General features: G+C 65.3%; 21 protein-coding genes. 10 read left to right on the top strand and 11 right to left on the bottom strand.

What is annotated here, in order from left to right:
- The first annotated feature begins 8 nt into the window (after window positions 1-8).
- From BUA54_RS06530 to ileS, 9 genes are all read left to right on the top strand, one after another.
- Window positions 9-1,103 carry an ABC transporter ATP-binding protein gene (locus tag BUA54_RS06530; RefSeq protein ID WP_072856423.1) on the top strand — a complete coding sequence of 365 codons (1,095 nt, stop codon included), beginning with the start codon at window positions 9-11 and terminating at the stop codon, window positions 1,101-1,103.
- Between the two features lie 94 nt (window positions 1,104-1,197).
- Window positions 1,198-1,635, top strand: a complete 438-nt coding sequence (gene aroQ, locus BUA54_RS06525; RefSeq protein ID WP_072856422.1) for a type II 3-dehydroquinate dehydratase — start codon at window positions 1,198-1,200, stop codon at window positions 1,633-1,635.
- 86 nt (window positions 1,636-1,721) lie between these two features.
- On the top strand, window positions 1,722-2,573 hold the full coding sequence (locus BUA54_RS06520) for an N-acyl homoserine lactonase family protein (protein ID WP_072856421.1): 852 nt from the start codon (window positions 1,722-1,724) through the stop codon (window positions 2,571-2,573).
- 53 nt (window positions 2,574-2,626) lie between these two features.
- Window positions 2,627-4,120, top strand: a complete 1,494-nt coding sequence (gene glpK, locus BUA54_RS06515) for a glycerol kinase GlpK (RefSeq protein WP_072856420.1) — start codon at window positions 2,627-2,629, stop codon at window positions 4,118-4,120.
- A gap of 201 nt (window positions 4,121-4,321) precedes the next feature.
- Window positions 4,322-4,942, top strand: coding sequence for a 30S ribosomal protein S4 (rpsD, locus tag BUA54_RS06510; RefSeq protein WP_072856419.1), 621 nt, complete (start codon window positions 4,322-4,324; stop codon window positions 4,940-4,942).
- A gap of 347 nt (window positions 4,943-5,289) precedes the next feature.
- A complete protein-coding gene (gene hisC, locus BUA54_RS06505; RefSeq protein ID WP_072856418.1) occupies window positions 5,290-6,369 on the top strand; it encodes a histidinol-phosphate transaminase in 1,080 nt (359 codons plus the stop codon).
- A complete protein-coding gene (locus BUA54_RS06500; protein ID WP_072856417.1) occupies window positions 6,366-7,283 on the top strand; it encodes a prephenate/arogenate dehydrogenase family protein in 918 nt (305 codons plus the stop codon). The genes hisC and BUA54_RS06500 overlap by 4 nt, the downstream gene beginning before the upstream one ends.
- Complete coding sequence (locus BUA54_RS06495) at window positions 7,280-8,131, top strand: extensin-like domain-containing protein (RefSeq protein WP_072856416.1); 852 nt, start codon at window positions 7,280-7,282, stop codon at window positions 8,129-8,131. The genes BUA54_RS06500 and BUA54_RS06495 overlap by 4 nt, the downstream gene beginning before the upstream one ends.
- A 208-nt stretch (window positions 8,132-8,339) precedes the next feature.
- Complete coding sequence (gene ileS, locus BUA54_RS06490; RefSeq protein ID WP_072856415.1) at window positions 8,340-11,279, top strand: isoleucine--tRNA ligase; 2,940 nt, start codon at window positions 8,340-8,342, stop codon at window positions 11,277-11,279.
- Between the two features lie 34 nt (window positions 11,280-11,313).
- On the opposite strand, the gene BUA54_RS06485 is transcribed toward ileS, so the two are convergent.
- The 6 genes from BUA54_RS06485 to BUA54_RS06460 are packed head-to-tail and all read right to left on the bottom strand — an operon-like array spanning window position 11,314 to window position 17,539.
- Window positions 11,314-12,387 carry a dipeptidase gene (locus tag BUA54_RS06485; RefSeq protein WP_072856414.1) on the bottom strand — a complete coding sequence of 358 codons (1,074 nt, stop codon included), beginning with the start codon at window positions 12,385-12,387 and terminating at the stop codon, window positions 11,314-11,316.
- On the bottom strand, window positions 12,384-13,142 hold the full coding sequence (locus BUA54_RS06480) for an ABC transporter ATP-binding protein (protein WP_072856413.1): 759 nt from the start codon (window positions 13,140-13,142) through the stop codon (window positions 12,384-12,386). Before BUA54_RS06480 ends, BUA54_RS06485 begins: the two co-directional genes overlap by 4 nt.
- Window positions 13,139-13,972, bottom strand: coding sequence for an ABC transporter ATP-binding protein (locus BUA54_RS06475; protein ID WP_072856412.1), 834 nt, complete (start codon window positions 13,970-13,972; stop codon window positions 13,139-13,141). The genes BUA54_RS06480 and BUA54_RS06475 overlap by 4 nt, the downstream gene beginning before the upstream one ends.
- A complete protein-coding gene (locus tag BUA54_RS06470; RefSeq protein WP_072856411.1) occupies window positions 13,969-14,880 on the bottom strand; it encodes an ABC transporter permease in 912 nt (303 codons plus the stop codon). Before BUA54_RS06470 ends, BUA54_RS06475 begins: the two co-directional genes overlap by 4 nt.
- Entirely contained in the window at window positions 14,877-15,941 is a 1,065-nt protein-coding gene (locus BUA54_RS06465; protein WP_072856410.1) for an ABC transporter permease, read from the bottom strand. Before BUA54_RS06465 ends, BUA54_RS06470 begins: the two co-directional genes overlap by 4 nt.
- Entirely contained in the window at window positions 15,938-17,539 is a 1,602-nt protein-coding gene (locus BUA54_RS06460; protein ID WP_084114176.1) for an ABC transporter substrate-binding protein, read from the bottom strand. Before BUA54_RS06460 ends, BUA54_RS06465 begins: the two co-directional genes overlap by 4 nt.
- 226 nt (window positions 17,540-17,765) lie before the next feature.
- Here BUA54_RS06460 and BUA54_RS06455 point away from each other — a divergent pair, with 226 nt between their 5' ends.
- On the top strand, window positions 17,766-18,206 hold the full coding sequence (locus BUA54_RS06455) for a PaaI family thioesterase (RefSeq protein WP_072856409.1): 441 nt from the start codon (window positions 17,766-17,768) through the stop codon (window positions 18,204-18,206).
- A gap of 23 nt (window positions 18,207-18,229) precedes the next feature.
- On the opposite strand, the gene BUA54_RS06450 is transcribed toward BUA54_RS06455, so the two are convergent.
- The 5 genes from BUA54_RS06450 to ligD form a co-directional block, all read right to left on the bottom strand.
- The gene (locus BUA54_RS06450; protein WP_072856408.1) at window positions 18,230-19,612 is read right to left on the bottom strand and encodes an alpha,alpha-trehalose-phosphate synthase (UDP-forming); all 1,383 of its coding nucleotides are present in this window, start codon (window positions 19,610-19,612) and stop codon (window positions 18,230-18,232) included.
- Window positions 19,609-20,337, bottom strand: coding sequence for a trehalose-phosphatase (gene otsB / locus BUA54_RS06445; protein WP_178352715.1), 729 nt, complete (start codon window positions 20,335-20,337; stop codon window positions 19,609-19,611). Before otsB ends, BUA54_RS06450 begins: the two co-directional genes overlap by 4 nt.
- A 17-nt stretch (window positions 20,338-20,354) precedes the next feature.
- Window positions 20,355-21,197: a UTP--glucose-1-phosphate uridylyltransferase gene (locus tag BUA54_RS06440; protein WP_072856406.1), complete on the bottom strand. Its 843-nt coding sequence runs from the start codon at window positions 21,195-21,197 to the stop codon at window positions 20,355-20,357.
- A gap of 296 nt (window positions 21,198-21,493) precedes the next feature.
- Entirely contained in the window at window positions 21,494-22,267 is a 774-nt protein-coding gene (locus BUA54_RS06435) for a pseudouridine synthase (protein WP_072856405.1), read from the bottom strand.
- A 95-nt stretch (window positions 22,268-22,362) separates the two neighbouring features.
- Window positions 22,363-24,828, bottom strand: coding sequence for a DNA ligase D (ligD, locus tag BUA54_RS06430; protein WP_072856404.1), 2,466 nt, complete (start codon window positions 24,826-24,828; stop codon window positions 22,363-22,365).
- Between the last annotated feature and the right edge of the window lies 1 nt (window position 24,829).

Here is a 24,829-nt window from a genome sequence, read left to right as displayed (position 1 = left end):
CCCATCCCATGGCAACGCTCAAACTGACAGATGTGGCCAAGACCTACGGCGGCACGATCGACGTCCTCAAGAACATCAACCTCGACATCAAGACCGGGGAATTGATCGTCTTCGTCGGCCCCTCGGGCTGCGGCAAGTCCACCTTGCTACGAATGATCGCGGGGCTGGAGAAGATTTCGGGCGGCGAGTTGCAGATCGATGGGCGTGTTGTAAACGACATCCCCCCCGCCCAGCGCGGCATCGCGATGGTCTTCCAAAGCTACGCGCTTTATCCACACATGACGGTGCGCGACAACATGACCTTCGCGCTCAAACTGGCGAAGAAGTCGAAGGCCGAGATCGACGCCGCCGTCGCAAAGGCGGCGCGGATACTGCAGCTTGAACCCTACCTCGACCGCCTGCCGAAGGCGCTGTCGGGCGGCCAGCGCCAGCGGGTCGCCATCGGGCGGTCCATCGTGCGCGACCCCAAGGTCTATCTTTTCGATGAACCGCTGTCGAACCTCGATGCCGCTCTGCGGGTGGCCACCCGGATCGAGATCGCGCAGCTCAAGGAATCTATGCCAGACAGCACGATGATCTACGTCACCCACGATCAGGTCGAGGCGATGACCCTCGCTTCTCGCATCGTGGTGCTGGCCAACAAGGGCATCGCGCAGGTCGGCACCCCGCTGGAACTTTACGAGCGCCCCCAGAACGAGTTCGTGGCCCAGTTCATCGGCTCCCCTGCCATGAACCTACTAGCGGGAGAAATCGTGGAGACCGGCGCGCAGACCACCGTGAAGCTGGCCGGTGGAGGTACTGCCGTCGCCGCCGTGCCGACCCGTGACTCTGACAGGGGCCTGCAGGTCAACGTCGGCGTCCGCCCCGAGGATCTGTCGGCGGTGGAGGATGGTGCGCCCTACATCTTCGAGGGAACGGTCAACATCACCGAGGCGCTGGGCGAGGTCACGCTGCTTTACTTCGATCGGATCGGCGACAACGATGCGGTCATCGGCAAGCTGCCGGGCATCCATCAGGGCCTGCGTGGTCAGACCGTCCGGATGACGGCGCAGTCTGACAAGGTGCAGATCTTCCACAACGGCCAGTCGTTGCACTACCGCTGATGCCGCAGCCGATTTTTCTAGAAAAATCGGAACACCGGATTTTCGTAGAAAATCCGGCCTCCCCACCGCAGGCGCCACGTGCTAATGCAGTGACATGACCAGCAGCATCCTTGTCCTTAACGGTCCTAATCTGAACCTGCTGGGGAAACGCCAGCCCGAGATTTACGGCCACGCAACCCTCGACGATGTAGCCGAACTCTGCCGCACCGCGGCCGGCGATGTTGCGGTCGACATCAAGCAGTCCAACCACGAGGGGCAGCTTGTCGACTGGATTCATGAGGCGCGCGAGAGCGCTCAAGGCATCGTCATCAACGCCGGCGCCTATACCCACACCTCTATCGCGATCCTCGATGCGCTGAACGCCTTCGAAGGCCCCGTGATCGAGGTTCACATTTCCAACGTTCACCGGCGGGAGTCCTTCCGGCATCATTCCTACATCTCGGCCCGCGCCGACGGCGTGATCGTGGGATTGGGCATCAACGGTTATGCCGCCGCCGTACGCCACATCCGCGACCTGATTCCGACCGACTGATCCAAAACCGTCCCGGCTTTCGTCCCGTCGGGTACAGAAACGTCGCCCGCTACACCGCGCCACCTATGCCACCGGAGGACATTTTCATGAAGACGCCGATCCTTGTCGCCCTGTTGATGACGGCCACCCTGCCGGCCTTCGCCCAGTCCAATGCCGATCCTGTCGAGGTAGAGCTCTGGCGCCTCGACTGCGGCGAGGTGAAGGTAAACGACCTCGACATGTTTTCCGACACGCGCGCCTATACCGGCGAGACGCGCGACCTGACCTCCTCCTGTTATCTGATCCGCCACGGCAGCGACTACATGCTCTGGGACACGGGATTGCCGGTCGCGCTGAAAGGGGCGGAACAGAACGACACCGATGCCCTGTCGCCGACCCTGAAGGTGACGATCGAAGAGCAACTGGCCGAAATCGACCTGACACCCGCCGACATCGGACGGGTCGGGATCAGCCACTACCATTTCGACCACACCGGGCAGGCAGCCAGCTTTCCACAGGCCGAGCTGATGATCGACACCCGCGACTGGGACGTGCTGTCATCCGACCCCCTGCCGACCTTCGCCGAAGGATTTGCCAACCCGGATCTGGTGAAGCCCTGGCAGGATGGCGGCAAGCTGACCACGACGATGGGCGATACCGACGTCTTCGGTGACGGCTCCGTGACGATGCTTGCGATGCCGGGCCATACGCCCGGCAGCCTCGCTTTGCTTCTGCAATTGGCCGAGACAGGGCCGGTGCTGCTATCCGGCGATGTCGTCCATTTCGAAGAGCAGATCGCAAACGCCGGCGTACCCCCCTTCAATACGGACCGCGGTGATACGCTGGCCTCCATCGACAGGATGAACAGGCTGGCCGGCAATCTGGGCGCCACGCTGATCATCCAGCACGATCCCCGCGACATCGACAAACTCCCGGCCTTTCCGGCCTCGGCGAAATAAGCCATCGTGCCGGCGGGGCCCGCTTCGGCCCCGCTGACCGGAGGAGACGCCACATGACCCACATCCTTGCCATCGACCAGGGCACCACGTCCACGCGCGCCATCATCTTCGGTGCGGACATGACACCGGTCGCGACCGCGCAGGAGGAGTTTCCCCAGCATTTTCCGCAGTCTGGCTGGGTCGAGCACGATCCGTCCGATCTGTGGTCCACCACGGCGGCGACCTGTCGCGCGGTGATCGAAAAGGCCGGCCTCGGCGCAGACGACATCGCGGCCATCGGGATCACCAATCAACGGGAAACCACGCTCGTCTGGGACCGCAAGACCGGTCAACCGATCCATAATGCCATCGTCTGGCAGGATCGCCGCACGGCGCAGATCTGCCGCGATCTGGCAGAACATGCCGAAACGGTCACGGCCAAGACCGGCCTTCTGCTCGATCCCTATTTCTCTGCGACCAAGGTGAAGTGGATCCTCGATCACGTGGACGGATCGCGCGACCGCGCCCGGCGTGGAGAGCTGGCCTTCGGCACCGTGGACAGTTGGCTGATCTGGAAATTGACCGGCGGCCATGCCCATGTCACCGATGCGACGAATGCCAGCCGCACCATGCTGTACGACATCCACAAGGGACGCTGGTCCTCGACGATCGCCACATTGCTCGACATTCCCATGGAAATGCTGCCCGAGGTGAAGGACTCCGCCGCCGACTTCGGCACCGCGCGATCGGACCTGTTTGGCCGCCCGATCCCGATCCTCGGCGTTGCGGGCGACCAGCAGGCAGCGACCCTGGGACAGGCCTGCTTCAAGCCGGGGATGCTGAAATCCACGTACGGTACGGGCTGTTTCGCGCTTCTCAATACCGGCGACACGCCCGTCGCCTCGACCTCGCGCCTGCTGACCACGATCGCCTATCAGATCGACGGCAAGCCCACTTATGCCCTCGAAGGATCGATCTTCATTGCGGGCGCAGTCGTTCAATGGCTGCGCGATGGTCTGAAGATGATCCGCGAGGCGCAGGAAACACAGCCGCTGGCGGAATCTTCGGATGTTGACCAACCGGTGATTCTCGTCCCGGCCTTCACGGGGCTGGGCGCCCCTTACTGGAATGCGGATTGCCGCGGAGCGATCTACGGCTTGTCGCGCAACACCGGGCCGGCTGAACTGGCACGCGCCGCACTCGAATCGGTCGGTTACCAGACCCGCGACCTGCTCGACGCGATGCGGGCCGACTGGAAGAGCGAGGCAGGAGAGGCCAGCCTGCGCGTCGACGGCGGGATGAGCGCCTCTGACTACGCCATGCAGTTCCTCGCCGACATCATCGATGCCCCGGTCGATCGCCCCGTGGTGCTCGAGACGACGGCGCTGGGTGCTGCATGGCTTGCCGGACAGCGTGCCGGTCTCTACCCCGATCAGGCGGGGTTCGCGGCAAAATGGGCGCTCGACCGCACCTTTGCACCGGCGATGGATTCCGTAGATCGCGGTCGCAAATACCAGCAATGGCAACGCGCGGTGCAGGCAACCCTGACCTATGCGGGTGCGGACTGATCCTTCATTCATTCGACCGGTCAAACTCCCGCCGGAGGCTCCGGCCTCGCCGGTTCGCCGTATCATTGCCCGTTGACAGCCGGTGCCGGGTCCTCTAATCGCCCCGGATACACATGGTGTTGGTGGCCCCCGCAAGGGGATGCCTGTCGGGGGTGAAACCCAAAGGACAACGCCCTTCATACCAGCCGAAGGAGATCAGCCGTGACCAAACGCACCGCTGCCAAGTACAAGATCGACCGCCGCATGGGCGAAAACATCTGGGGCCGTCCGAAGTCCCCGGTCAACCGCCGTGAATACGGCCCCGGCCAGCACGGCCAGCGCCGCAAGGGCAAGGTCTCCGACTTCGGCCTTCAGCTGCGCGCCAAGCAGAAGCTGAAGGGCTACTACGGCGACCTGACCGAAAAGCAGTTCCGTCGCATCTACACCGAGGCCGAGCGCGTCCGTGGCGACACCGGCGAGAACCTGATCGGCCTGCTGGAGCGTCGTCTCGACGCCGTGGTCTATCGCGCCAAGTTCGTGCCGACCGTCTTCGCCGCCCGCCAGTTCGTGAACCACGGCCACGTGACCGTGAACGGCGTCCGCGTGAACATCCCCTCCTACCGCGTGAAGGAAGGTGACGTGATCGAAGTCCGGCAGAAGTCCAAGCAGCTGGAGCTGGTGCTGGTTGCCGCGCAACTGCCCGAGCGGGACGTGCCCGACTACATGGAAGTCGACCACTCCAAGATGGTCGCGACCTTCGTGCGTACCCCGACCCTTGGCGACGTGCCCTACCCGGTGACGATGGAGCCGAACCTAGTCGTCGAATTCTACGCCAAGAACTGAGCCTTCTGTCCTGATGGACCGCAAAGGCCGCCCCAAGGGGCGGCCTTTCGCGTATGGGTCCCGATTTTTCGTCGGGATGATCGGCGTGTCTGGCTCCGCGGTAGGCGGATCGCGCGCGACAATGCTTTGTGATGGTGGAACGCCTTCGTTCGGTCGCGGCGCCGTGCGACACTTATGGCCCTGGTCCGGAGCGGAGATCGGAACGCCGTGCGACGCTGTTGTCCGCTGACGCGGCCAAGGCGCCCCGCCCGCCGTCCCGCAGCGCGCCTGCTTCGGTCTCTTGCCACTGGTCAGGGCGGCGCTTGATCGCTAGAACCACGGCACGCCCCACAGACGGATCGCACCCGATGACCATCACACCTCGTCCCGGCATCATGGACATCGCCCTTTACCAGGGCGGGGCCGCGCACGTCGACGGTGTCGTGAACGTGCTGAAGCTGTCCTCGAACGAAAACCCCTACGGGCCCTCCGACCGCGCGAAAGAGGCGTTCAGCCGGGCGGCGCACGACCTGCACCGCTATCCGGTCACGGATCATGCGGGGTTGCGCACGGCCATCGGCGATGTCTGGCACCTCGATCCAACGCGCGTGATCTGCGGTGTCGGCAGCGACGAGATCATCCACTTTCTGTGTCAGGCGTATACCGGCCCGGGGACCGAGGTGATCCACACCGAGCATGGTTTCGCGATGTACCGCATCTCGGCGCTGGCGAACGGGGCCACGCCCGTCGAGGTCAAGGAGCATGAGCGCGTCACGGATGTGGACGCCATCCTCGCCGCGTGCACCGACAGGACGCGGCTGGTCTTCATTGCCAACCCCAACAATCCCACTGGGACCATGATCGGTCAGGCAGAGGTTGCGCGGCTGGCCGAGGGCCTGCCATCTGGCGCGATCCTCGTGCTGGACGGGGCCTACGCCGAATATGTCGAAGGCTTCGATGCCGGCCTCGCCCTGGTCGAATCGCGCCAGAACGTCGTCATGACGCGGACGTTTTCCAAGATCTACGGCCTTGGCGGCTTGCGGGTCGGCTGGGGCTATGGTCCGCAGGAGATCATCGACACGCTGACCCGGGTCAGGGGGCCGTTCAACCTGTCCACCGCGGCACTCGCCGCGGCGGAGGCCGCGGTGCGCGACACCGGATGGGTCGACCGGTGCCGGGCCGACAACGCGCGCTGGCGCGAATGGATGGCAACGGCGCTGGCTGAACTGGGCGTGCCGTCTGACACGTCGACCGCGAATTTCGTGCTGGCGCGCTTCACCAGTGAAGCAGAGGCGAACGCCTGCGACGATTACCTGCGCACGCAGGGGATCATCGTGCGACGGGTCGCGGGCTACAATCTGCCGCAGTGCCTGCGCATCACTGTGGGCGACGAGTCCGCGTGCCGGCGTGTCGTGCATGCAGTGGCGCAGTTTAAGGGCGCCCGGTGACCGTGGTCTACGACAAGGTCGCGCTGATCGGGCTGGGTCTGATCGCCTCGTCGATGGCATTGGCGATGAAACGCGGCGGATTGGTCGGGCAGATCACCGGCTATGCCCGCAGCCGGGACACGCGGGACATCGCGCGCGAGCTGAATCTCTGCGAGGTCTGCGAAACGGCGGACGAGGCGGTGCGCGACGCCGACCTCGTGGTGCTGTGCGTGCCGGTGGGGGCGATGGCCGAGGTCATGGCCGACATCGGACCGGCGCTAAAGCCCGGGGCCACGCTGTCGGATGTGGGGTCGGTCAAGAAGGCAGTGATCGAGGCCGTCTCGCCCTTCGTGCCGGACGGCGTGCATTTTGTTCCGGCGCATCCGCTGGCGGGCACCGAACATTCGGGGCCGCGCGCGGGCTTCGCCACGCTGTTCGACAACCGCTGGTGCATCATCGTCCCCACCCCGGGCACCGATCGCGCGGCGGTGGAGCGTCTGGAAGTCCTGTGGCAGGGCATGGGCGCCAACACCGACGAGATGGATGCGGACCACCACGATCTGGTTCTCGCCGTCACCAGCCACACACCGCACCTGATTGCCTACACGATGGTGGGCGTGGCCGATGACCTGCGGCGCGTCACCGACAGCGAGGTCATCAAGTATTCCGCCGCGGGGTTTCGCGACTTCACCCGCATCGCGGCCTCCGACCCCACGATGTGGCGCGACGTCTTCCTGACGAACAAGGAGGCGACGCTGGAAATTCTCGGCCGCTTCACCGAAGAGCTCTTTGCCCTGCAGCGGGCAATCCGGACCGGCGACGGTGACCACCTGCATGCCTATTTTACGCGGACCCGGGCGATCCGGCGTGGCATCATAGATGCGGGACAGGATACGGATGCGCCGGATTTCGGCCGGACGCCGGTGAAACGGTGACGCGTGTCTGGCCCGCCGCGGTGCTCGTGCTGCTGGCGACGTCGGCACTGGCACAGGGGCCGGGTGCCACGCTTCGGCCCGCCTTGCGTCCGGACTCAGTCGTCACGATCGAGGAGGAAGGGGCTGCCCCGCCCGAGGAGATCGTGACGATCCGCCCTGTCCTGCGCCCCGGCGGCAGCATCGCGGTCGCCGAACCACCTGACGATCGGGATGTCACGGCCGGGCCGGCCAGCCCGCTCGCACCGCAGTTGACGGATCGGCCGGCCCTTCGCCCTGCAGCCATCACCCAAAGGGCCGTGCGTCAGCAGCAAGAGCTGGCGCGGGGCCAGATTTGCGGCGATCCGGCCATTCAGGGCGAAGAAATTGCCGATATCGCCGGTCCCGGCGGTTGCGGGGTCATCGGTGCCGTGCGGGTAAAGTCCGTGGCTGGCATCCGCCTGACAGAGCAGCCCACCATCGACTGCAACACCGCCAAGGCTTTGCGGAGGTGGGTGACCGATGGCATCGTTCCCGCGGTGGGCGACACCGGCGGCGGTGTGGCCGCCCTGCGGGTCGTCGGGCACTACACCTGCCGCAACCGGGTCGGCGGCAGTGCCACGAACAACAAGCTGTCAGAGCACGGGCGTGGGCGTGCCGTCGACATCGGCGGTATTCAGTTGAAGAACGGGCGGGAACTTACCGTGGCGACCGATTGGAACCGCGGCGCTGCCGGACGTCAGCTGAAGGCGATGTGGTCGGCCGCCTGCGGCCCCTTCGGGACCGTGCTTGGCCCCGGCGCCAATGCGGCACACCACGATCATTTTCATGTCGATACGGCGCGGTATCGCAGCGGATCCTACTGCCGTTGAACGCCGGCAGAAGCCGCGCCGGGGTGTGCGGGCCATCCCGGTTGCACCATCTTTACCCCGGTGGTGCCGCTGCCTATAACGCGGACATGATGATGCGGGTCCTGATACGAATTATGTCCCCGGCGCGCTGAGCTTTCAGCGCCGCCGGGTCAAGGCGCATGACGCCGCCCCCCCTTGTCCACCATTTCCTATCGAAGGACGCCGCCCCATGTGCGCCGACACGCCCGATACGACCGAAACTACCGTCGATTACAAGGACACCCTGAACCTGCCGCGCACGGACTTTCCAATGCGCGCGGGCCTGCCGAAGCGCGAGCCCGAGTGGCTCGCCCGGTGGGAGGAGATCGGCGTCTACGACACCCTGCGCGGCAAGGAGAACCGGACGCCCTTCATCCTGCATGATGGTCCGCCTTACGCCAACGGCCACCTGCACATCGGTCACGCGCTGAACAAGACGATCAAGGACATGATCGTGCGGTCGCGCCAGATGATGGGCCATGATGCGCGCTACGTCCCCGGCTGGGATTGCCACGGCCTGCCCATCGAATGGAAGATCGAGGAGCAGTACCGCGAGAAGGGCCTGAACAAGGACGACGTGCCGATCAACGACTTCCGCGCCGAGTGCCGGAAGTTCGCCGCGGGCTGGGTCGACATCCAGCGCGAGGAGTTCAAGCGTCTCGGCATCACCGGCAACTGGGCCGATCCGTACCTCACGATGGATTTCCACGCCGAGGCCGTGATCGCCGCCGAGTTCCAGAAGTTCCTGATGAACGGCACGCTCTATCAGGGCTCCAAGCCCGTGATGTGGTCGCCGGTGGAAAAGACGGCGCTCGCCGAGGCCGAGGTCGAATACCACGACAAGGAAAGCCACACGGTCTGGGTGAAGTTCGAGGTGATCGGCACCGGTGACGCCGACCTTGACGGCGCGCATGTCTTGATCTGGACCACGACCCCCTGGACCATGCCCAGCAACAAGGCCGTCGTCTGGGGCGAGGACATCGCCTATGGCCTCTACGAGGTCACCGGCACGCCGGAGCAATCCTGGGTCTCGGTCGGCGACCGCTTCCTGATCGCCGACAACCTGGCCGACGCCGTGATGCAGAAGGGCCGGCTGGAGCCGGGCATGTATCGCCGCCTGCGCGACGTGACCCACGACGATCTGCACAAGATCAGCCTTCAGCACCCGCTGGCCGGCACGGAAGGGTCCGGCGGCGAATGGGACGCCCCCCGCGACTTCCGCGCCGCCGATTTCGTCACCGCCGACGAAGGCACCGGCTTCGTCCACTGCGCGCCGTCGCATGGGATGGAGGAATTCGAGCTCTACCGCGACCTTGGCATGCTGGAACAGGTCATCACCTACAACGTGACCGAGGACGGCACCTTCCGCGCCGACCTGCCGTTCTTCGGCGGCAAGGCCATCTTCCGCGACAAGCCCAAGAACAAGTCCTGGGAAGGCGACGCCAACACTGCCGTCATCGACAAGCTGGTGGAGGTCGGCGGTCTGTTTGCCCGCGGCAAAATCAAGCACTCCTACCCCCATTCCTGGCGGTCCAAGGCGCCGGTGATCTACCGCAACACGCCGCAGTGGTTCGCCGCCATCGACCGCCCCGTGGGCGACGGGCAGGACACCTATGGCAAGACGATCCGCGAACGTGCCCTGACCTCGATCGACGAGCTGGTCACCTGGACCCCGCAGCGCGGCCGCAACCGGCTGCACGCGATGATCTCCCAGCGCCCCGACTGGGTGCTGTCGCGGCAGCGCGCCTGGGGCGTGCCGCTGACCTGCTTCACGAAGCGGGGCGCGCTGCCCACAGATCCCGACTTCCTGCTGCGGGACGAGGCGGTCAACGCCCGCATCCGCGAGGCCTTCGAGACGGAAGGCGCCGACGCCTGGTACGAGGAGGGTGCCAAGGCCCGCTTCCTCGGGTCCGACTACAATGCGGACGATTGGGACCAGGTCTTCGACATCCTCGACGTGTGGTTCGACAGCGGCTCCACCCATGCCTTCGTGCTGCGCGACCGGGCGGACGGCGCGCCCGACGGGATCGCCGACGTCTACATGGAAGGCACCGACCAGCATCGCGGGTGGTTCCATTCCTCGCTGCTGCAGGCCTGCGGCACGCTGGGCCGCGCGCCCTACAAGGCAGTCGTGACCCACGGCTTCACACTGGACGAGAAGGGCATGAAGATGTCCAAGTCCGTCGGCAACACCGTGGCACCCGAGACGGTCATCAAGGAATACGGCGCCGATATCCTGCGCCTCTGGGTCGCGCAGTCGGACTACACCAACGACCTGCGCATCGGGCCCGAGATCCTGAAGGGCACCGCCGACAGCTACCGCCGTCTGCGCAACACCATGCGTTTCATGCTCGGCTCGCTCGCGGACGTGACCGAGGCCGACCGCGTCAGCCGCGACGACATGCCAGAGCTGGAGCAGTGGGTGCTGCATCGCTTGGCCGAACTCGACCAGACCGTGCGCAAAGGCTACGCCGCCTACGACTTCCAGGGCGTGTTCCGCGCGATCTTCGACTTCGCCACGCTGGACCTGTCGGCCTTCTACTTCGACATCCGCAAGGACGCGCTCTACTGCGACGGCGACACCGCGCGCCGCCGCGCCGCGCGCACGGTGCTGGAACTGCTGTTTGACCGGCTGACCACATGGCTCGCCCCGATCCTGTGCTTCACGATGGAGGAAGTCTGGCTCGAACGGCATCCCGGTCCGGTGTCCTCGGTCCATCTGCACGACTTTCCCGAAACGCCCGAGGACTGGCTGGACGCCGACCTCGCCGCGAAATGGGCTGCCGTGCGCCGCGTCCGCCGCGTCGTCACCGGCGCGCTGGAGGTGAAGCGCACAGAGAAGGTGATCGGTGCATCGCTCGAAGCCGCGCCCGTCGTGCATGTCAGCGACGAGGAGGCGGCGATCCTGCGCACGGTCGCCTTCGACGACCTCTGCATCACCTCCGGCATTCAGATCACAACCGATCCAGCCCCGGCAGAGGCGTTCCGATCGGAGGACGTGCCGGACGTCGGCGTGGTCTTCGAGACGGCAGAGGGCAGCAAATGTCAGCGCTGCTGGAAGATTCTGCCCGACGTCGGCACCCACAGCCACCCGGGCGTTTGCGCCAGGTGCGAAGCGGCGCTGAGCTGAACGAAAGGGCCGGGCCTTTGCCCGGCCTTTTCCGTCAAGGCTTCCACGTCCGATCCAGCACGGCGAACCAGTTTTCGTGGCAAAGCTTCGTCATCAATTCCGCCCCATAGCCATGCGCTCTCAACGCCGCACGCAGTCCGTTCAGGCCCGCCACGTCACCCATGATGGCCGGCACTTGCGCGCCGTCGAAGTCGGACCCGAAACCGACGTGATCCTCGCCCAGGCGTCCAATCAGGTAGTCCAGATGCCGCAGCATTGGATCCCACCCACGGTCATCGGCCTTGGCGCCGTCCTCGTTCAGAAACCCGGTTGCGTAATTCAGCCCGACCATGCCGCCCGTGTCGCGGATCATGTCCAATTGCCGGTCGGTCAGGTTGCGTGCCGACGGCGTGATCGCATGGGCGTTCGAATGGGTCGCCACCAGCGGCGCGTCCGACAGCGTGGCCACGTCGTTGAAACCGGCCTCGTTCAGGTGTGACAGGTCCAGCATGATGCCAAGGTCGTTGCACAACCGCACGAGATCCTTGCCCGCGGCGGTCAACCCATCGCCGGTGTCGGGCGAGGAGGGGAAGGCGAAGGGTACGCCGTGGCCGAAGACGGTCGGACGGGACCAGACCGGGCCGATCGAACGCAGGCCCATGTCGTGCCAGAGGTAGAGCGCGTCAAGGTCGGCCGAGATCGGCTCCGCCCCCTCGATATGCATGATCGCTGAAACGATGCCTTTCGCCTGACAGTCGCGCAGTTCCGCAACCGTGCGGCAGATGCGGAACGCACCCTCGGATGCCCGCTCCATCCACTTCAGGTGTCCCGCCATGGCGAGCGCCACCGGCATCGCCGTGACGTGGTCGATCAGCGGGGGCAGGGGGACGCTGTAAGGTGGGTTCGCCATCATGTCGTCGATGTCGTACGGTTGGTCCGGCGAGGAGATGTAGATTGCAAAAAACCCGCCGCCAAAGCCGCCCCTCTGCATGCGGGGCAGGTCGAGGTGGCCATGCCCGGTGTCTGTCAGCCATGTGGTCTCTCGATTGACCGGATCGCGCAGCAGGCGCAGCAGGAAATCGTTGTGGCCGTCGAAGATCATCGGCATGTCAGTCGGGGTATCGGTCATGGGGCCTTGAATCCTTCGCTGGCGACCAGCAGTTGGCGTGTGTAATCCTTGGTCGCCGCGCGCGCCTGCAGGGCGTCGCGGGTCAGCTCCTCGACCGCCTGACCGTGCTGCATCACCAGCAGCCGCCTGCACATGTGCGACACGACGGCAAGGTCGTGGCTGACGAGGACATAGGTCAGGCCCTTGTCGACCCGCAGGGCATCGAGAAGGTTCAGCACCTCCGCCTGGATGGAGGCGTCGAGGGCCGAGGTTGGTTCGTCCAGCAGCAGGATCTGCGGTTCCAGAATCAGGGCGCGGGCGATGGCGACGCGCTGGCGCTGCCCGCCGGACAGCTGATGCGGATAGCGGAAGCGGAAACCGCGGCCCAGGCCCACGTCTTCCAGCGCGCGCTCGATCCGCGTCTCGGCGTCCTTGAAGCCGTGGATCGCCAGCGGTTCCGACAGCACCCGGTCGATGGTGTGGCGGGGATGGATCGACCCGTAGGGGTCCTGAAACACCATCTGCACCTGCTGGTAGAACGCCGGATCGCGGGGGGTCTTCAACGGCTTGCCGCCGATGTGCACGGTCCCGCCGGTCATCGGGGCCAGCCCGCAGATCGCGCGCAGGACGGTGGACTTGCCGGACCCGCTCTCGCCCACCAGACCGAAACTCTCGCCTTGCTCAACGTCGAAGCTGACGCCGCGCACGGCCCTCACCTGCTGACGGCCGGACCCAAAGGTCACGGCCAAGTCGCGGACCTCGATCAGCGCGGTCATGCCAGCCACGCGGGGTCGCGGGTCAGGGTCGGCAGCGGCGCGCTGTCGCCGTCGATCTGCGGCAGGCAGTTCAGCAGGCCTTGCGTGTAGGGGTGCTGCGCGTTCTTCAGGTCGCGCGCGGCGATCTGTTCGACCACGCGGCCGGCATACATCACCAGCACCCGGTCGCAGAAGGACGACACCAGCCGCAGGTCGTGGCTGATAAAGATCAGGCCCATCCCCCGGTCGCGCACCAGGTCGTCGAGGATCTTCAGCACGTCGAGCTGCACCGTCACGTCCAGCGCCGAGGTCACCTCGTCCGCGATCAGCAGGTCGGGTTCGGCGATCAGCATCATCGCGATCATCGCCCGCTGGCCCATGCCACCCGACAGCTCGTGCGGATAGGCGCGGAACACGCGCTCCGGGTCGCGGATCTGCACCGCCTCCAGCATGGCGATGGCCTTGGACCGCGCATCGCCGCGGGCGGCGTTGCCGCGGCGGCGATAGGCCTCCACGATCTGGCGGCCGATGGTCATCACGGGGTTCAGCGAATACTTCGGGTCCTGCATGATCATGCTCATGCGCGGCCCGCGCAGGCTGCGCCATGTTCGTGCCGATGCCTTCCGCAGGTCGATCCCGTCGAAGGTCAGCCGGTCCGCCGTCACCGTCCCGCTGGCGGGCGTCAATCCAAGGATCGCGCGTCCGGTCTGGCTCTTGCCCGATCCGCTCTCGCCCACGATGCCCAGCCGCTCGCGGCCCAGCGTGAAGGACACGTCGCGCACCACCCGGACGGGTCCGTCGCGCGACGGGAAGGCGACGTTCAGCCCTTTCACCTGCAGCATGTCGGTCATGTCTCGCCTTTCGGGTCCAGCACGTCGCGCAGACCGTCGCCCAGCAGGTTGAAGCCCAGCGAGACAACGAAGATCGCGATGCCGGGCATGGTCGCGACCCACCAGAAGTCGATCATGAACCGCCGCCCGCCAGCGATCATCGCACCCCATTCCGGCTGCGGCGGCTGCGCGCCGAGGCCGAGGAAGCCAAGCCCCGCCGCCGTCAGGATGATCCCCGCCATGTCGAGCGTCACCCGCACGATGACGGAACTCAGGCACAGCGGCACGACATGCCCCCAGATGATCCGCGCCGACCCTGCCCCCTGCAGACGGATCGCGGCGATGTAGTCGGCGTCGCGGATCTGCATGGTCTCGGCCCGCGCGAGGCGGGCATAGGGCGGCCAGCTGGTGATCGCGATGGCGATGATCGCGTTCTCGATCCCCGGGCCGAGGGCGGCCACGAAGGCCAGCGCCAAGATTAGGCGCGGGAAGGCGAGGAAGATGTCGGTGATCCGCATCAGCACCACGTCGACCCAGCCGCCGAAATACCCGGCGGTCGTGCCCACGGCGAGGCCGATCGGCGTCGCGATCACGGCCACCAGCGCGACCACCATCAGCGTCAGCCGTGACCCGTGGACGATCCGGCTGAAGATGTCGCGGGCCTGATCGTCGGTGCCCATCAGGTGCGTCCAGCTTGGCGGCAGCAGCCGTTCGGTCCGCAAATCGCCGCCGACGATGGGATCATAGGGCGCGATCACGTCGGCGAAGATCGCCATCAGGATCAGGACCACGACGATGCTGAGGCCGACCATCGCCAGTTTGTTGCGGCGCAGTTGCGACCAGGTGCGATAGGCCTGCCCCAGCCGCGCCTGACGGCGGGACGCGGGCCGGTCGCTCAGCAGCCAGTCGCGGGTCGTGACGTCGCTCATGTCCGCCGCCTCACGCGGGGGTCGAGCACGGTGTAGAGAAGATCGCTCAAAAGGTTCAGCCCCACGAAGATGATGCCGATGACCAGCGTGCCGCCCAGCACCGCGTTCATGTCGGCGTTCTGCAAGCTGTTGGTCAGGTATTGCCCGAGCCCCGGCCATGCGAAGACCGTTTCGGTCAGCACGGACCCTTCCAGCAGGCCCGCGTAGGACAGGGCGATGACCGTCACCAGCGGCACGGCGGCGTTGCGCAGGGCGTGGACCCAGATGATGCGCCATTCTGGCACGCCCTTCACCCGGGCGGCGGTGATGTATTCCTGCCCGAGTTCCGCCAGCATGAAGGACCGCGTCATGCGGCTGATGTAGGCCATCGAGAAGTAACCCAGCAGCGTCGCCGGCAGCGCCAGATGGGCCACCACGTTGCGGAAGGCGTCCCATTGCCCCTGCATCGCCGTGTCCAGCAGCAGGATGCCGGTGGTCTGGGTGAAGTTGTACTCATAGGCGATGTCGATGCGCCCCGGTCCCGCGACCCATTGCAGCTTGGCGTAGAACACCAGCAGCCCCAGCAGCCCAAGCCAGAAGATCGGCGCGGAATAGCCGACGAGGCCCACGACACGGATCACCTGATCCGGCAGTCTGCCCTGCCGCACGGCCCCCCAGATGCCAAGCGGCACGCCGACCAGCGTGCCGATGATGATGCCGCAGGTCGCAAGCTCCAGCGTGGCGGGAAAGACGCGCTTGATGTCCTCGACGATGGGCTTCTTGGTCAGGACCGACATGCCCAGATCGCCGGACAGCGCCTGCTTGAGGTAGATCCAGAACTGGTAATAGAGCGGCTTGTCCAGCCCCAGCGCGATATAGGCCGCGTCGTAGGTGGACTTGGACGCCCGGTCGCCGACGACGGCCAGCACCGGATCGACGGGCACGACGCGCCCGATCAGGAAGGTCACGACCATCAGGCCGAGGAAGGTGATCGCCACGGTGACGACCAGCTTGCCGGCCTTGAGGCCGAGCAGAGGGAGGGCGCGCCAGCGCCCTCCCTCATTGGCCGGCGAAACGCTCATTCCGTCTTGGTCACGTTGCGGAAGGAGTTGTCGTTGAACGACGGCCCGATGATGAAGCCCTCGACATTGTCACGCAGTCCAAGCACCTCGATCTCCTGGAACATGATGACGAAGGGTGAATCCTCCTGCTCCTGCTTCTGCATGGCCTGATACATCTCGGCCCGCTTCGCGGGATCGGATTCCAGCACCGCCGCATCGGCCTGCGCCGTCAGTTCGGGGATGTCCCAGGCGTTGCGCCAGGCCAGCGGCTTGGAGGCCGCGTCGTCGCCGTTGTCGGGGTTGCGCGCGAAGGTGTCGGCGTTGGTGTGCGGGTCCTGATAGTCCGGGCCCCAGCGGCCGATGTAGATGTCGTGGCTGCGGGCGCGATACTTGGTCAGCGTCTGCTGGCCGTCGCCCGGGATGATCTCGATCGTGATCCCGGCCTGCGCCATGGTCTGCTGGATCGCCTCTGCGATCGCCGTGATCTCGGGCGTGTTGCGGGTGTCCATCGTCACGGTGAACCCGTCGGGATAGCCCGCCTCGGCCAGCAGGGACTTCGCCTTTTCCACGTCGAGGGAATAGGGATTGTCCATCAGCGCGCCGAGGAAGCCTTCGGGCAGGAACGCCTGATGGACCTTGACCTTACCCTTCATGATCGTGTCGGCGATGGCCTGATAGTCGACCAGATACTTCATCGCCTGCGTGACGAGTGGATTGGCCAGCGCCTCGTTCTTCTGGTTCAGGCCCATGTAGTAGATGGAGCCCTTGATGCCGTCCTCGATCTTGATGTCCGGGTTGTCGGCCAGCGCCGTGATCTCCTCGGCGCCGAGGTTGCGGGCGATGTCGATGTCGCCCTGTTCCAGCAGCAGGCGCTGGGTCGAGCCTTCGGGGATGTTGCGGTAGATCGCGCGCGCCATGGCGGGCGTGTCGCCGGAGTAGTTGTCGTTGCGCTCCATCACGACGACCTCGTTGGCGCGCCATTCGCGGATCGTGAAGGGACCGGACCCGGCGTAGTTCGTCTTGAGCCACTCGTAGCCGAAATCGCCGTCGACCTCGTGGCTGGCGACCAGTTCCTTGTCCACGACGAAGCCCACGGTCGCCGTCAGGCAATAGAGCAGCAGGGTGGGGGCATAGGCCTTGTCCATCTCGAGCTCGAAGGTCATGTCGCCGGTCTGGCGGACCATCTGGTCGACGTTGTCTGCTGACAATCCGAACTGCGTCAGGATGAACGCGGGCGACTTGTCCAGCTTGACCGCGCGCTGGATCGAATAGACCGGATCAGCCGCGGTGATCGGGTTGCCAGAGGCGAACTTCATGTCCGGCTTGATGGTAAAGGTAAAGGTCTTGCCGTCCTCCGACACCTCCCACTTTTCGGCGATCACGCCGAAGATGTCGGAAACGTCGTTCACGTCATAGCCCACCAGCGGCTGATAGCTGTTGCCGAGAATCTCGGAGGCGGTGAATTCGAACACCTCTGCAGGGTCGATCGAGATCATGTCGTCAAGCTGCCACGCCTGAATCAGCGTGTCTGGCGGCGTTTCCGCGATGGCGGGGGCGCTGGTCAGACCAAAGGTGGCGCTGATCATCGCGGCTGCGACAAGTTTGGTAAAATGTGTCATGCGAGCTTCCCTGTTGAAAAGGTGAATGGCACTGCATCCTTGTCTGATCGGACGCTTGAGCACCTGTGCCTGCAGTAGGCGCAGCCGCCCGGTAAGTGTCAAGCCACCCTCCGGTGACTTTGGTCATATCCTCTGACGCAATTCCAAAGCCTGCGTAAAAGGTTGGCTTCCGGTTCGACCCACAACCTGTAGGATCGGCCTGCGCGCCAATGCGAAAGGTCAGACTATGCCCACGGTACGTTATCCCGAAGCCCTGACCCGGACCCGCGCCGATTTCGACCGGCAGGGGGTGATGACGACACTCGGTATCACGGTGGCAGAGGTCGCGGCGGGACGCGTCGTGTTGACCCTGCCGTTCCGGGCGGATCTGACCCAGCACCACGGGTTCCTGCATGCGGGTGTCCTGACGACGGCGATGGACAGCGCCGCAGGCTTCGCTGCCTTCACCTTGATGGATGCAGAGGCGGAGGTGCTGACAGCGGAATTCAAGGCGAGCTTCCTTGCCCCCGCGCGGGGGCAAGTGTTTCGCATCGTCGGTGAGGTCATCCGCTCCGGCCGCACCCTGACATTCACCGAGGCGCGGGCCTATGCTGACGAGGGCGACGCCGTCATCGCGACGCTGTCCGCAACAATGATGGCCGTACGCAACCCCGGCCTGCAACGCTAGTCCTGCATACCGGAAGGTACCGGTCAGTCCTGCCGCGCCTCGATCCGCGCCGTCGAAAGACGCTCCATCGTGGCAAGATATGTGGCTGTCCAGTGGCCGACGCTTTCCTTCAGCACGCCTTTCAGCAGGACGGCGTGCCGCTCCTTCCGCTCTTCCAGCGGCATCGCCAGCGCAGTGCGCAGGGCGTCCGCCATTTCGCCGATATCGTAGGGATTGACGATTAGGGCGGCGGCCATCTGCTCGGCAGCACCGGCGAACTGCGACAGAATCAGGACACCCGGATTCTCACGATTCTGGGCGGCGACATATTCCTTCGCCACAAGGTTCATGCCGTCACAGAACGGCGTGACAAAGCCGACATCCGCGGCGCGATAAAGCGACGCCAGGGTCTCGCGCGGGATAGCGCGGTGGATGTAGCGGATGGGGGTCCAGTCCAGATCGGAATAAAGTCCGTTCACCTTGCCCGTGATGCGCTCCATCTCCGACCTGATATCCTGATAGGCGGCGACTTCCTCTCTGGTCGGCGGCGCGATCTGAAGCAGCGATGCACGCGGGTTGTCGTCGCGCCGCGCCTCTAGGTATCGGCCGAACGCGCGCAGCCGGTTGTCGAGCCCCTTGGAATAATCCAGCCGATCGACGCCGATCACCAGACGTTCGTCCGGCGCAAGGTTCAGCAGATCGCGGCCGCTGCCCCGGGTCGCCTCTTGCGCAAAGGCTTCGCCATCGATCCCGATGGGAAAGCTGCGCACCTCGAACCGGCGATCGCGGTATTGCAGGGACCCGTCGCGCAGGTGCTCTGCGCCCGCAAGGCTGCGATACATCTCCAGCGCCGCGGCGACGTCCCGCTGGCTTTGCAGGCCGACAAGGTCGAAGCTCGCGATCCATCCGGGAAAGATGTCATGTTCAGGCAGGGCCATCAGGTCATGCACGGCGGGAAAGGGGATGTGGTGGAAATACCCCAGCGTCGCCGTTACGCCCTCTGCCCGCAGACAGGCGGCCAGCGGCAGGAAGTGGTAGTCATGGATCCAGACGCGGTCGTCCGGCCGCAGGTCGCGGGCCATCATGCGCGCCAACCGCCGGTTGACGCCCATGTATGTCTCGTAATCGCCGCCGTTCAGCGCCATCAGGTCGGCACGGCGATGGCACAATGGCCACAGCACCGAATTGGCATAGCCAAGGTAATATCCCTCGTGCTCGACCTGCGTCAGATCGAAGGTGCGCATGTCGTAGCTTTCGCCGGGGACGTCCTGCAGCCGATCTTCCGACGTCTCTGCGATCTTGCCAGAGGTCCCGTACCAGATGCCGCCCTGGGCAGAGAGGCATTCGTGCAGCGCCACGACCAGCCCGCCAGCGGGCGGCCCGTCAGAGGGGACGCGGTTCGAAACGACGATCAGGCGCCCGGTCATACAGCCCCCTCCGTCACCCAGCCGTGCAACAGCTGTCGGACGGCGGCGGGGTCCGGAAGACGATAGGCGGCACAGGTGTCACCGTCGCCTACGCGGATGCACAGCCCGTCGCGTTCCAGCGCCGCCTCCATCGCTTCTTCGTCCGTGACATCGTCTCCGATGACGACGGGGCGGATATGGTCCGGCTGCCCTTCCATCGCGGTCCGTACTGCGCCGGCCTTGGTCGCATCGGCGGGCCTGATCTCGAAGGCCATCTTGGACCGGTGCATCTCCATGCCCTCCGCCGCCTCAGCGATCCGCACTGCCGCGGTCAGGGCCTCGGGCTCTGCATGCGGCACACCGCGATAATGGATCACGGCCCCCGTGTCCTTGGTTTCCAGTGTCAGACCCTCGATAGCTGCAGCCGCCTTGCGAGCCTGGGCCTGCACATCTGCCACGACGGCGCTGCCGACCAGCGGGTGACGTGTCAGCCGACCGCTTTGCCGCGACTCCGCACCGTGCGCGCCATAGAGATCGCCTGCGAAATCCGGCAGGAACCGTTCCAGCGTTGCGACCTCTCGGCCCGACACGAGGGCGATACGGCCATCCAGCCGCCTGTGAAGGCGGGCGAGCAGATCGGTCAAATCATCCGGAACCGAAATACCGTCCGGTGTGGGGGCCAGATCGACCAATGTTCCGTCGAAATCGAGGAAAAGGAAAAAGTCGTCGATCTTGCGATCGCGCAATGTACTGCCGTCCTCCGTCATTCCGCGGCCAGGACGCACGCCAGTTCAGCCGCCCGGGCATTGGCTGCCCCCAGCAGGCCTTCGTGCGATCCGCAATCGTGGCGAGCCCCGGAAAACCGGAAGCCTGTCAGGGACAGATCGCCCGCATCGGCGGCGATCGCGTCCGTCAGCTGATATTCGCCCCCGGCCCCCGGCTCCAGCGCACGCAGTGCGTCGAAGATCCGTGCGTCGAGGATATAGCGCCCCACAGCGGCGAGCCGGGAGGGTGCAACGTCCGGCGCGGGTTTCTCGACCAGTTCCGACGCCCGCACGATCCGACCCACGGCGCCATCGCCCAGCGGCCGAAAGATACCGTATTTCGATACATCCTGCTCGGGCACGTCCATGGCGGCGATCATGTGACCGGCCTCGTAGGCTTCGGCCATTTCCGGTAGGCAGGGCCGCCCGAGGATCACGTCGTCCGGCAGGATGACGCCAAAGGCATCGCCGCGCACATGTTCCGCCGCCATCAGCACCGCATGACCCAGACCGAGGGGTTGTTCCTGGTCGACGAACAGCACTTCGACATTCTGGCCCAGCGTGATGTCTTCCAGCGCCCGCACCAGCTTGGCCTTGCCGTCGGTCCTCAGCACATCCATCAGCGCCGTGTCGGGTTGTAGATATTCGTTGATCGCCCGTTTTGAGGCATGGGTGATAAAGACCAGCCGCTGGGCCCCGGCTGCCACCGCCTCTTCGACCGCGAACTGCAAGATCGGCTTGTCGTAGACCGGCAGCAATTCCTTTGGCACCGACTTGGTCACCGGAAGAAGACGCGTGCCACGCCCTGCAACCGGGAAGACGACGGTATCCAAGACTGGCATTTGAAAATCTCCTCAATGTGATGCTGCATTTGCATAACACTTGCATGTGACATGTGTTCCAGCAGGTTCGAAGAAATGGACAAAGATCAGGCGGCTTGCCGCGCCACTAAGCAGAATGTTCGAATTTCCGGCGCAATGCGCAAAATTAACCCTTTGGAAAGGCCCGGGGATCGTAACTCGGCACGAATCTCTCTCTACCGGAACGCGTCAGCGCTTTAACAATTATCAATATCGTTGGTTTGCCGAGTGGTCACCGACACAGGGTGCCGCGACGTCGAGAGCTCAGACGGACAGCGTCAACCCGAAGTGTTGCAAGCGTTCTCTGTTCTTAAGATCCGCGCGACATCTCCCGGATCCAGCAGCGACCATTGGCCCAGCCCCAGATCATCCGGCAACGACAGACCGCCAAGGCTCTCTCGGTGCAGTTCGACAACATGGTTTCCGGCTGCCGCGAACATGCGGCGCACCTGATGATACCGGCCCTCGGTAATCCGGATCAGTGCCTCCGTCTCCGTCAGCACGTCAAGGAAAGCAGGGGCAAGAGGCTTGTCCTCGCCTTGTAACATGAAGCGGCCAGAGGCGAAATGCTCCGCCTCCGTCCCGTCCAGCGGTCTGGCCAGCGTGACCCGGTAGATCTTGTCGACATGATGCCGCGGGCTGATGATGCGATGAAGCAGATCGCCGTCGTCGGTCAGCAATAACAGTCCCGTCGTCTGCCGGTCGAGGCGACCGACGGTCGACAGGGGCGGGTTGCGGCGGCGCCAGCGCGGCGGCAACAGATCATGGATCAAGGTGCCCTCGTCCTTGTGGGAACACGTCACGCCGAGGGGCTTGTTCATCAGGACGACCATGCCTGCCACGGGGTCCAGCGCTTCGCCTTGAACCATCATCCGGGCCGACAGATCGGGCGTGACGGGGATCCGCGCCGTGACGTCCCGCAGTGCCTCACCGTCGAGCATCACCTTTCCAGCCCGCGCAATCCGCGCGATTTCGGTTCTGGACCCGTAGCCCATGGACGACAGCAGCCTGTCGATCCGCGATGTCGGGGTCTTCGACCATTTTGGACCCATCGATCATATTCCCCGTAACACCCTGCGACCCTGATAGCGTCCCGTGCCGAAAAACAGAAGGCGAAGGGTCAGGTGTCGGTCCGCGCCAAAGGCCCCTACATCAGCGACGATAGCGCATCCAGCGTCCGTGCCGTCAGGGTCTGCGGCTGCGCCAGGGCCGTCATATAGGGGCAGGGGGCCGACAGGTGGGCGATGGCGGCATCGATGTCGAAGGCATCCGCCCCGGCGATCTCGTCTAACGCGTCCCAGGTGACCGGCACCGCGACCGGCCCGCCGGTTCGCGCGCGGATCGCGTAAGGCGCGATGGCGGTCGCCCCCCGCTCGTTGCGCAGCCAGTCGATAAAGATCCGCCCCTTGCGCTTCGACTTCGACATGACGGCGGTGAACCGCTTCGGTTCCCGCTCGGCCATCATGTAGGCGACGGTCTTGGTGAAAAGCTTCACCGTGTCCCAGCCCTGCGTGCGCCGCAGGCAGACACAGACGTGAATGCCCTTGCCGCCGGTCACGACGGGCACCGTGGCAAGGTCCAGCTGCGCAAGCAGGTCGCGCAGGTCGAAAGCGGCGCGGCGCACATCCGACCAGCCAAGACCTTCGTCCGGGTCAAGGTCGAAGACCAGCCGGTCCGGGCGGTCGAGCCGGTCCGTCCGTGCGCCCCAGATGTGGACCTCGACCGTCCCCATCTGCGCCGCCGCCACGAAGGCCGCGGCCTTCGTGGCATCGAAGGCAGTCGTGGCGCCGCCGCTGCTGTCCGTGATCTCGACCCGGTGCAAGGCTGCGGGAAACCCGGCGCCGGCGTGTTTCTGAAAGAAGCTTTCGCCGCCCTGCCCCTCCGGCAGCCGCAGCAGGGACAACGGTCGCTTGCCGGCAATGTCCATCAGCCGCGCGCTGGCGCGGTCGTAGTAACGCGCGACATCGACCTTGGTAATCGTCGTGCCGGGAAAGATCAGGCGATCGGGATGCGTGATCGCGATACCGGCCACCGTCACCCTGTCCGACCTTGTTGCCGGTGCCTTGCGCGGCACCTCCAGCGTGACCTCCTTCGCCGTCTTGTCCTTCCTTAATCCCAGATAGCTGCCGTGACGGATGTGCCCGTCCGCCGTCAATTCGGTGAAATCGACCTCGATGACCGTCCCCGGTGTCACCCAGACCGCACCGGCGGCAATGTCGCTGGGCACGTCGATGAACGGGCTGGTCTTGCGCGTCCTGAGGGCCGCCTGCAGCTCATCGAAGTCGCCCTCGGCAAAGCCAGTGCCCACGCGCCCGCGATACCGAAGACCCTCCGGCCCCATCTCTCCGACCAGCAGCGATGCAAAGGGCCGGCCCGGCTTGTCCGAAGGAGAATACCCGCCGATCACGAATTCCTGCCGCTTCGTGCACTTCACCTTCAGCCAGTCGGTGGTGCGTCGCCCGCGATAGGGCGCCCCGGCGCGCTTGGCGATGATCCCCTCCGCCCCGGTCTTGCAGGCATGGGCAAGGATTTGGGCGCCGTCGCCGGGAATATGCGTGCTGACCCGCAGCGGTCCGTCCTCCGGCAAGCCGTCAAGCAGCTTGGCCAGACGCGCCTTGCGATCCAGCAACGGTGCGTCGGTCAAATCCTTGCCGTCCAGCGACAGCAGGTCGAAGGCATAGAAGACCAGCGGTCGCCCCTCTGCCAGCGCCGCCTGCAGGGACGAGAAGGCCGATCCCTTGATCCGGGCGGCCATGACTTCGCCGTCGATCAGCGCGGATTTGCAGGGCAAGGCGCCGAAAGCAGCCGTCAGGGACTGGAACCGATCGGTCCAGTCGTGACCGTTGCGGGTCCACAGGCGGGGACCGCCCTTGCCCAGCGCCGCCAGGCAGCGGTAGCCGTCGAACTTCGTCTCGAAGATCCAGTCGTCGCCGCCCGGGGCGTCGCTGACGAGCGTCGCAAGCTGTGGTTTCCGAAAGGCGGGACGCTTGCCGCCCTGCGTCGCGGAAGGTTTGCGTTGCGGTTTCGCCTTTGCGCCCGACGCGATCTGCGCCATCGTACGACCGGTGGTGACGGAGGTGTCGAAGCCATCCGTCAAGGCGTCCGGATCGTCACAGGCAGCACTGTCGCGGTGCTTTATCAGCAGCCAGTTCTCGCGTTTCTCGCCCTTGTTCTTCATCCGGACCAGGGCCCAGCTGCCGGTCATCCGCTGCCCTTGCAGGGTGAACCCGAGCTTGCCGTCCTTCAGGCCCTGCGCCGGATCGTTCTCCGGCAGCCAAAGACCTTCGTCCCACAGCATCACGGTCCCGCCGCCATAGGCCTTGGCCGGGATGGTGCCCTCGAAATCACGATAAGACAGCGGGTGGTCCTCCGTCCGGACCGCAAGCCGCTTCTCTCGCGTGTCCGGGCTGGGGCCGCGGGTCACCGCCCAGCTAAGCAGCACGCCCTGCCATTCGAGGCGAAAGTCGTAGTGCAACCGACGGGCGTCATGTTTCTGGACGACGAACCGAAGACCCGTCGTGCTGGCCGCGCCGCTTTTGCCGCGCGGCTCTTCCGTCAGGGCAAAATCGCGCTTGGCATTATAGGCGGCAAGGGGATCCGGCCCGCGGGCCACG

The organism is Loktanella atrilutea, from assembly GCF_900128995.1.
Lineage (GTDB): Bacteria > Pseudomonadota > Alphaproteobacteria > Rhodobacterales > Rhodobacteraceae > Loktanella > Loktanella atrilutea.
The sequence above is the reverse complement of the archived record's forward strand: the minus strand, read 5'-3'. Positions and strand labels throughout refer to the sequence as shown.

Excerpts from the sequence above, each read along its gene's own strand:
- BUA54_RS06530 (WP_072856423.1), top strand. The coding sequence starts at position 9 with ATGGCAACGCTCAAACTGACAGATGTGGCCAAGACCTACGGCGGCACG.
- aroQ (WP_072856422.1), top strand. The coding sequence starts at position 1,198 with ATGACCAGCAGCATCCTTGTCCTTAACGGTCCTAATCTGAACCTGCTG.
- BUA54_RS06520 (WP_072856421.1), top strand. The coding sequence starts at position 1,722 with ATGAAGACGCCGATCCTTGTCGCCCTGTTGATGACGGCCACCCTGCCG.
- glpK (WP_072856420.1), top strand. The coding sequence starts at position 2,627 with ATGACCCACATCCTTGCCATCGACCAGGGCACCACGTCCACGCGCGCC.
- hisC (WP_072856418.1), top strand. The coding sequence starts at position 5,290 with ATGACCATCACACCTCGTCCCGGCATCATGGACATCGCCCTTTACCAG.
- ileS (WP_072856415.1), top strand. The coding sequence starts at position 8,340 with ATGTGCGCCGACACGCCCGATACGACCGAAACTACCGTCGATTACAAG.
- BUA54_RS06485 (WP_072856414.1), bottom strand. The coding sequence starts at position 12,387 with ATGACCGATACCCCGACTGACATGCCGATGATCTTCGACGGCCACAAC.
- BUA54_RS06480 (WP_072856413.1), bottom strand. The coding sequence starts at position 13,142 with ATGACCGCGCTGATCGAGGTCCGCGACTTGGCCGTGACCTTTGGGTCC.
- BUA54_RS06475 (WP_072856412.1), bottom strand. The coding sequence starts at position 13,972 with ATGACCGACATGCTGCAGGTGAAAGGGCTGAACGTCGCCTTCCCGTCG.
- BUA54_RS06470 (WP_072856411.1), bottom strand. The coding sequence starts at position 14,880 with ATGAGCGACGTCACGACCCGCGACTGGCTGCTGAGCGACCGGCCCGCG.
- BUA54_RS06465 (WP_072856410.1), bottom strand. The coding sequence starts at position 15,941 with ATGAGCGTTTCGCCGGCCAATGAGGGAGGGCGCTGGCGCGCCCTCCCT.
- BUA54_RS06460 (WP_084114176.1), bottom strand. The coding sequence starts at position 17,539 with ATGACACATTTTACCAAACTTGTCGCAGCCGCGATGATCAGCGCCACC.
- BUA54_RS06455 (WP_072856409.1), top strand. The coding sequence starts at position 17,766 with ATGCCCACGGTACGTTATCCCGAAGCCCTGACCCGGACCCGCGCCGAT.
- BUA54_RS06450 (WP_072856408.1), bottom strand. The coding sequence starts at position 19,612 with ATGACCGGGCGCCTGATCGTCGTTTCGAACCGCGTCCCCTCTGACGGG.
- BUA54_RS06440 (WP_072856406.1), bottom strand. The coding sequence starts at position 21,197 with ATGCCAGTCTTGGATACCGTCGTCTTCCCGGTTGCAGGGCGTGGCACG.
- BUA54_RS06435 (WP_072856405.1), bottom strand. The coding sequence starts at position 22,267 with ATGGGTCCAAAATGGTCGAAGACCCCGACATCGCGGATCGACAGGCTG.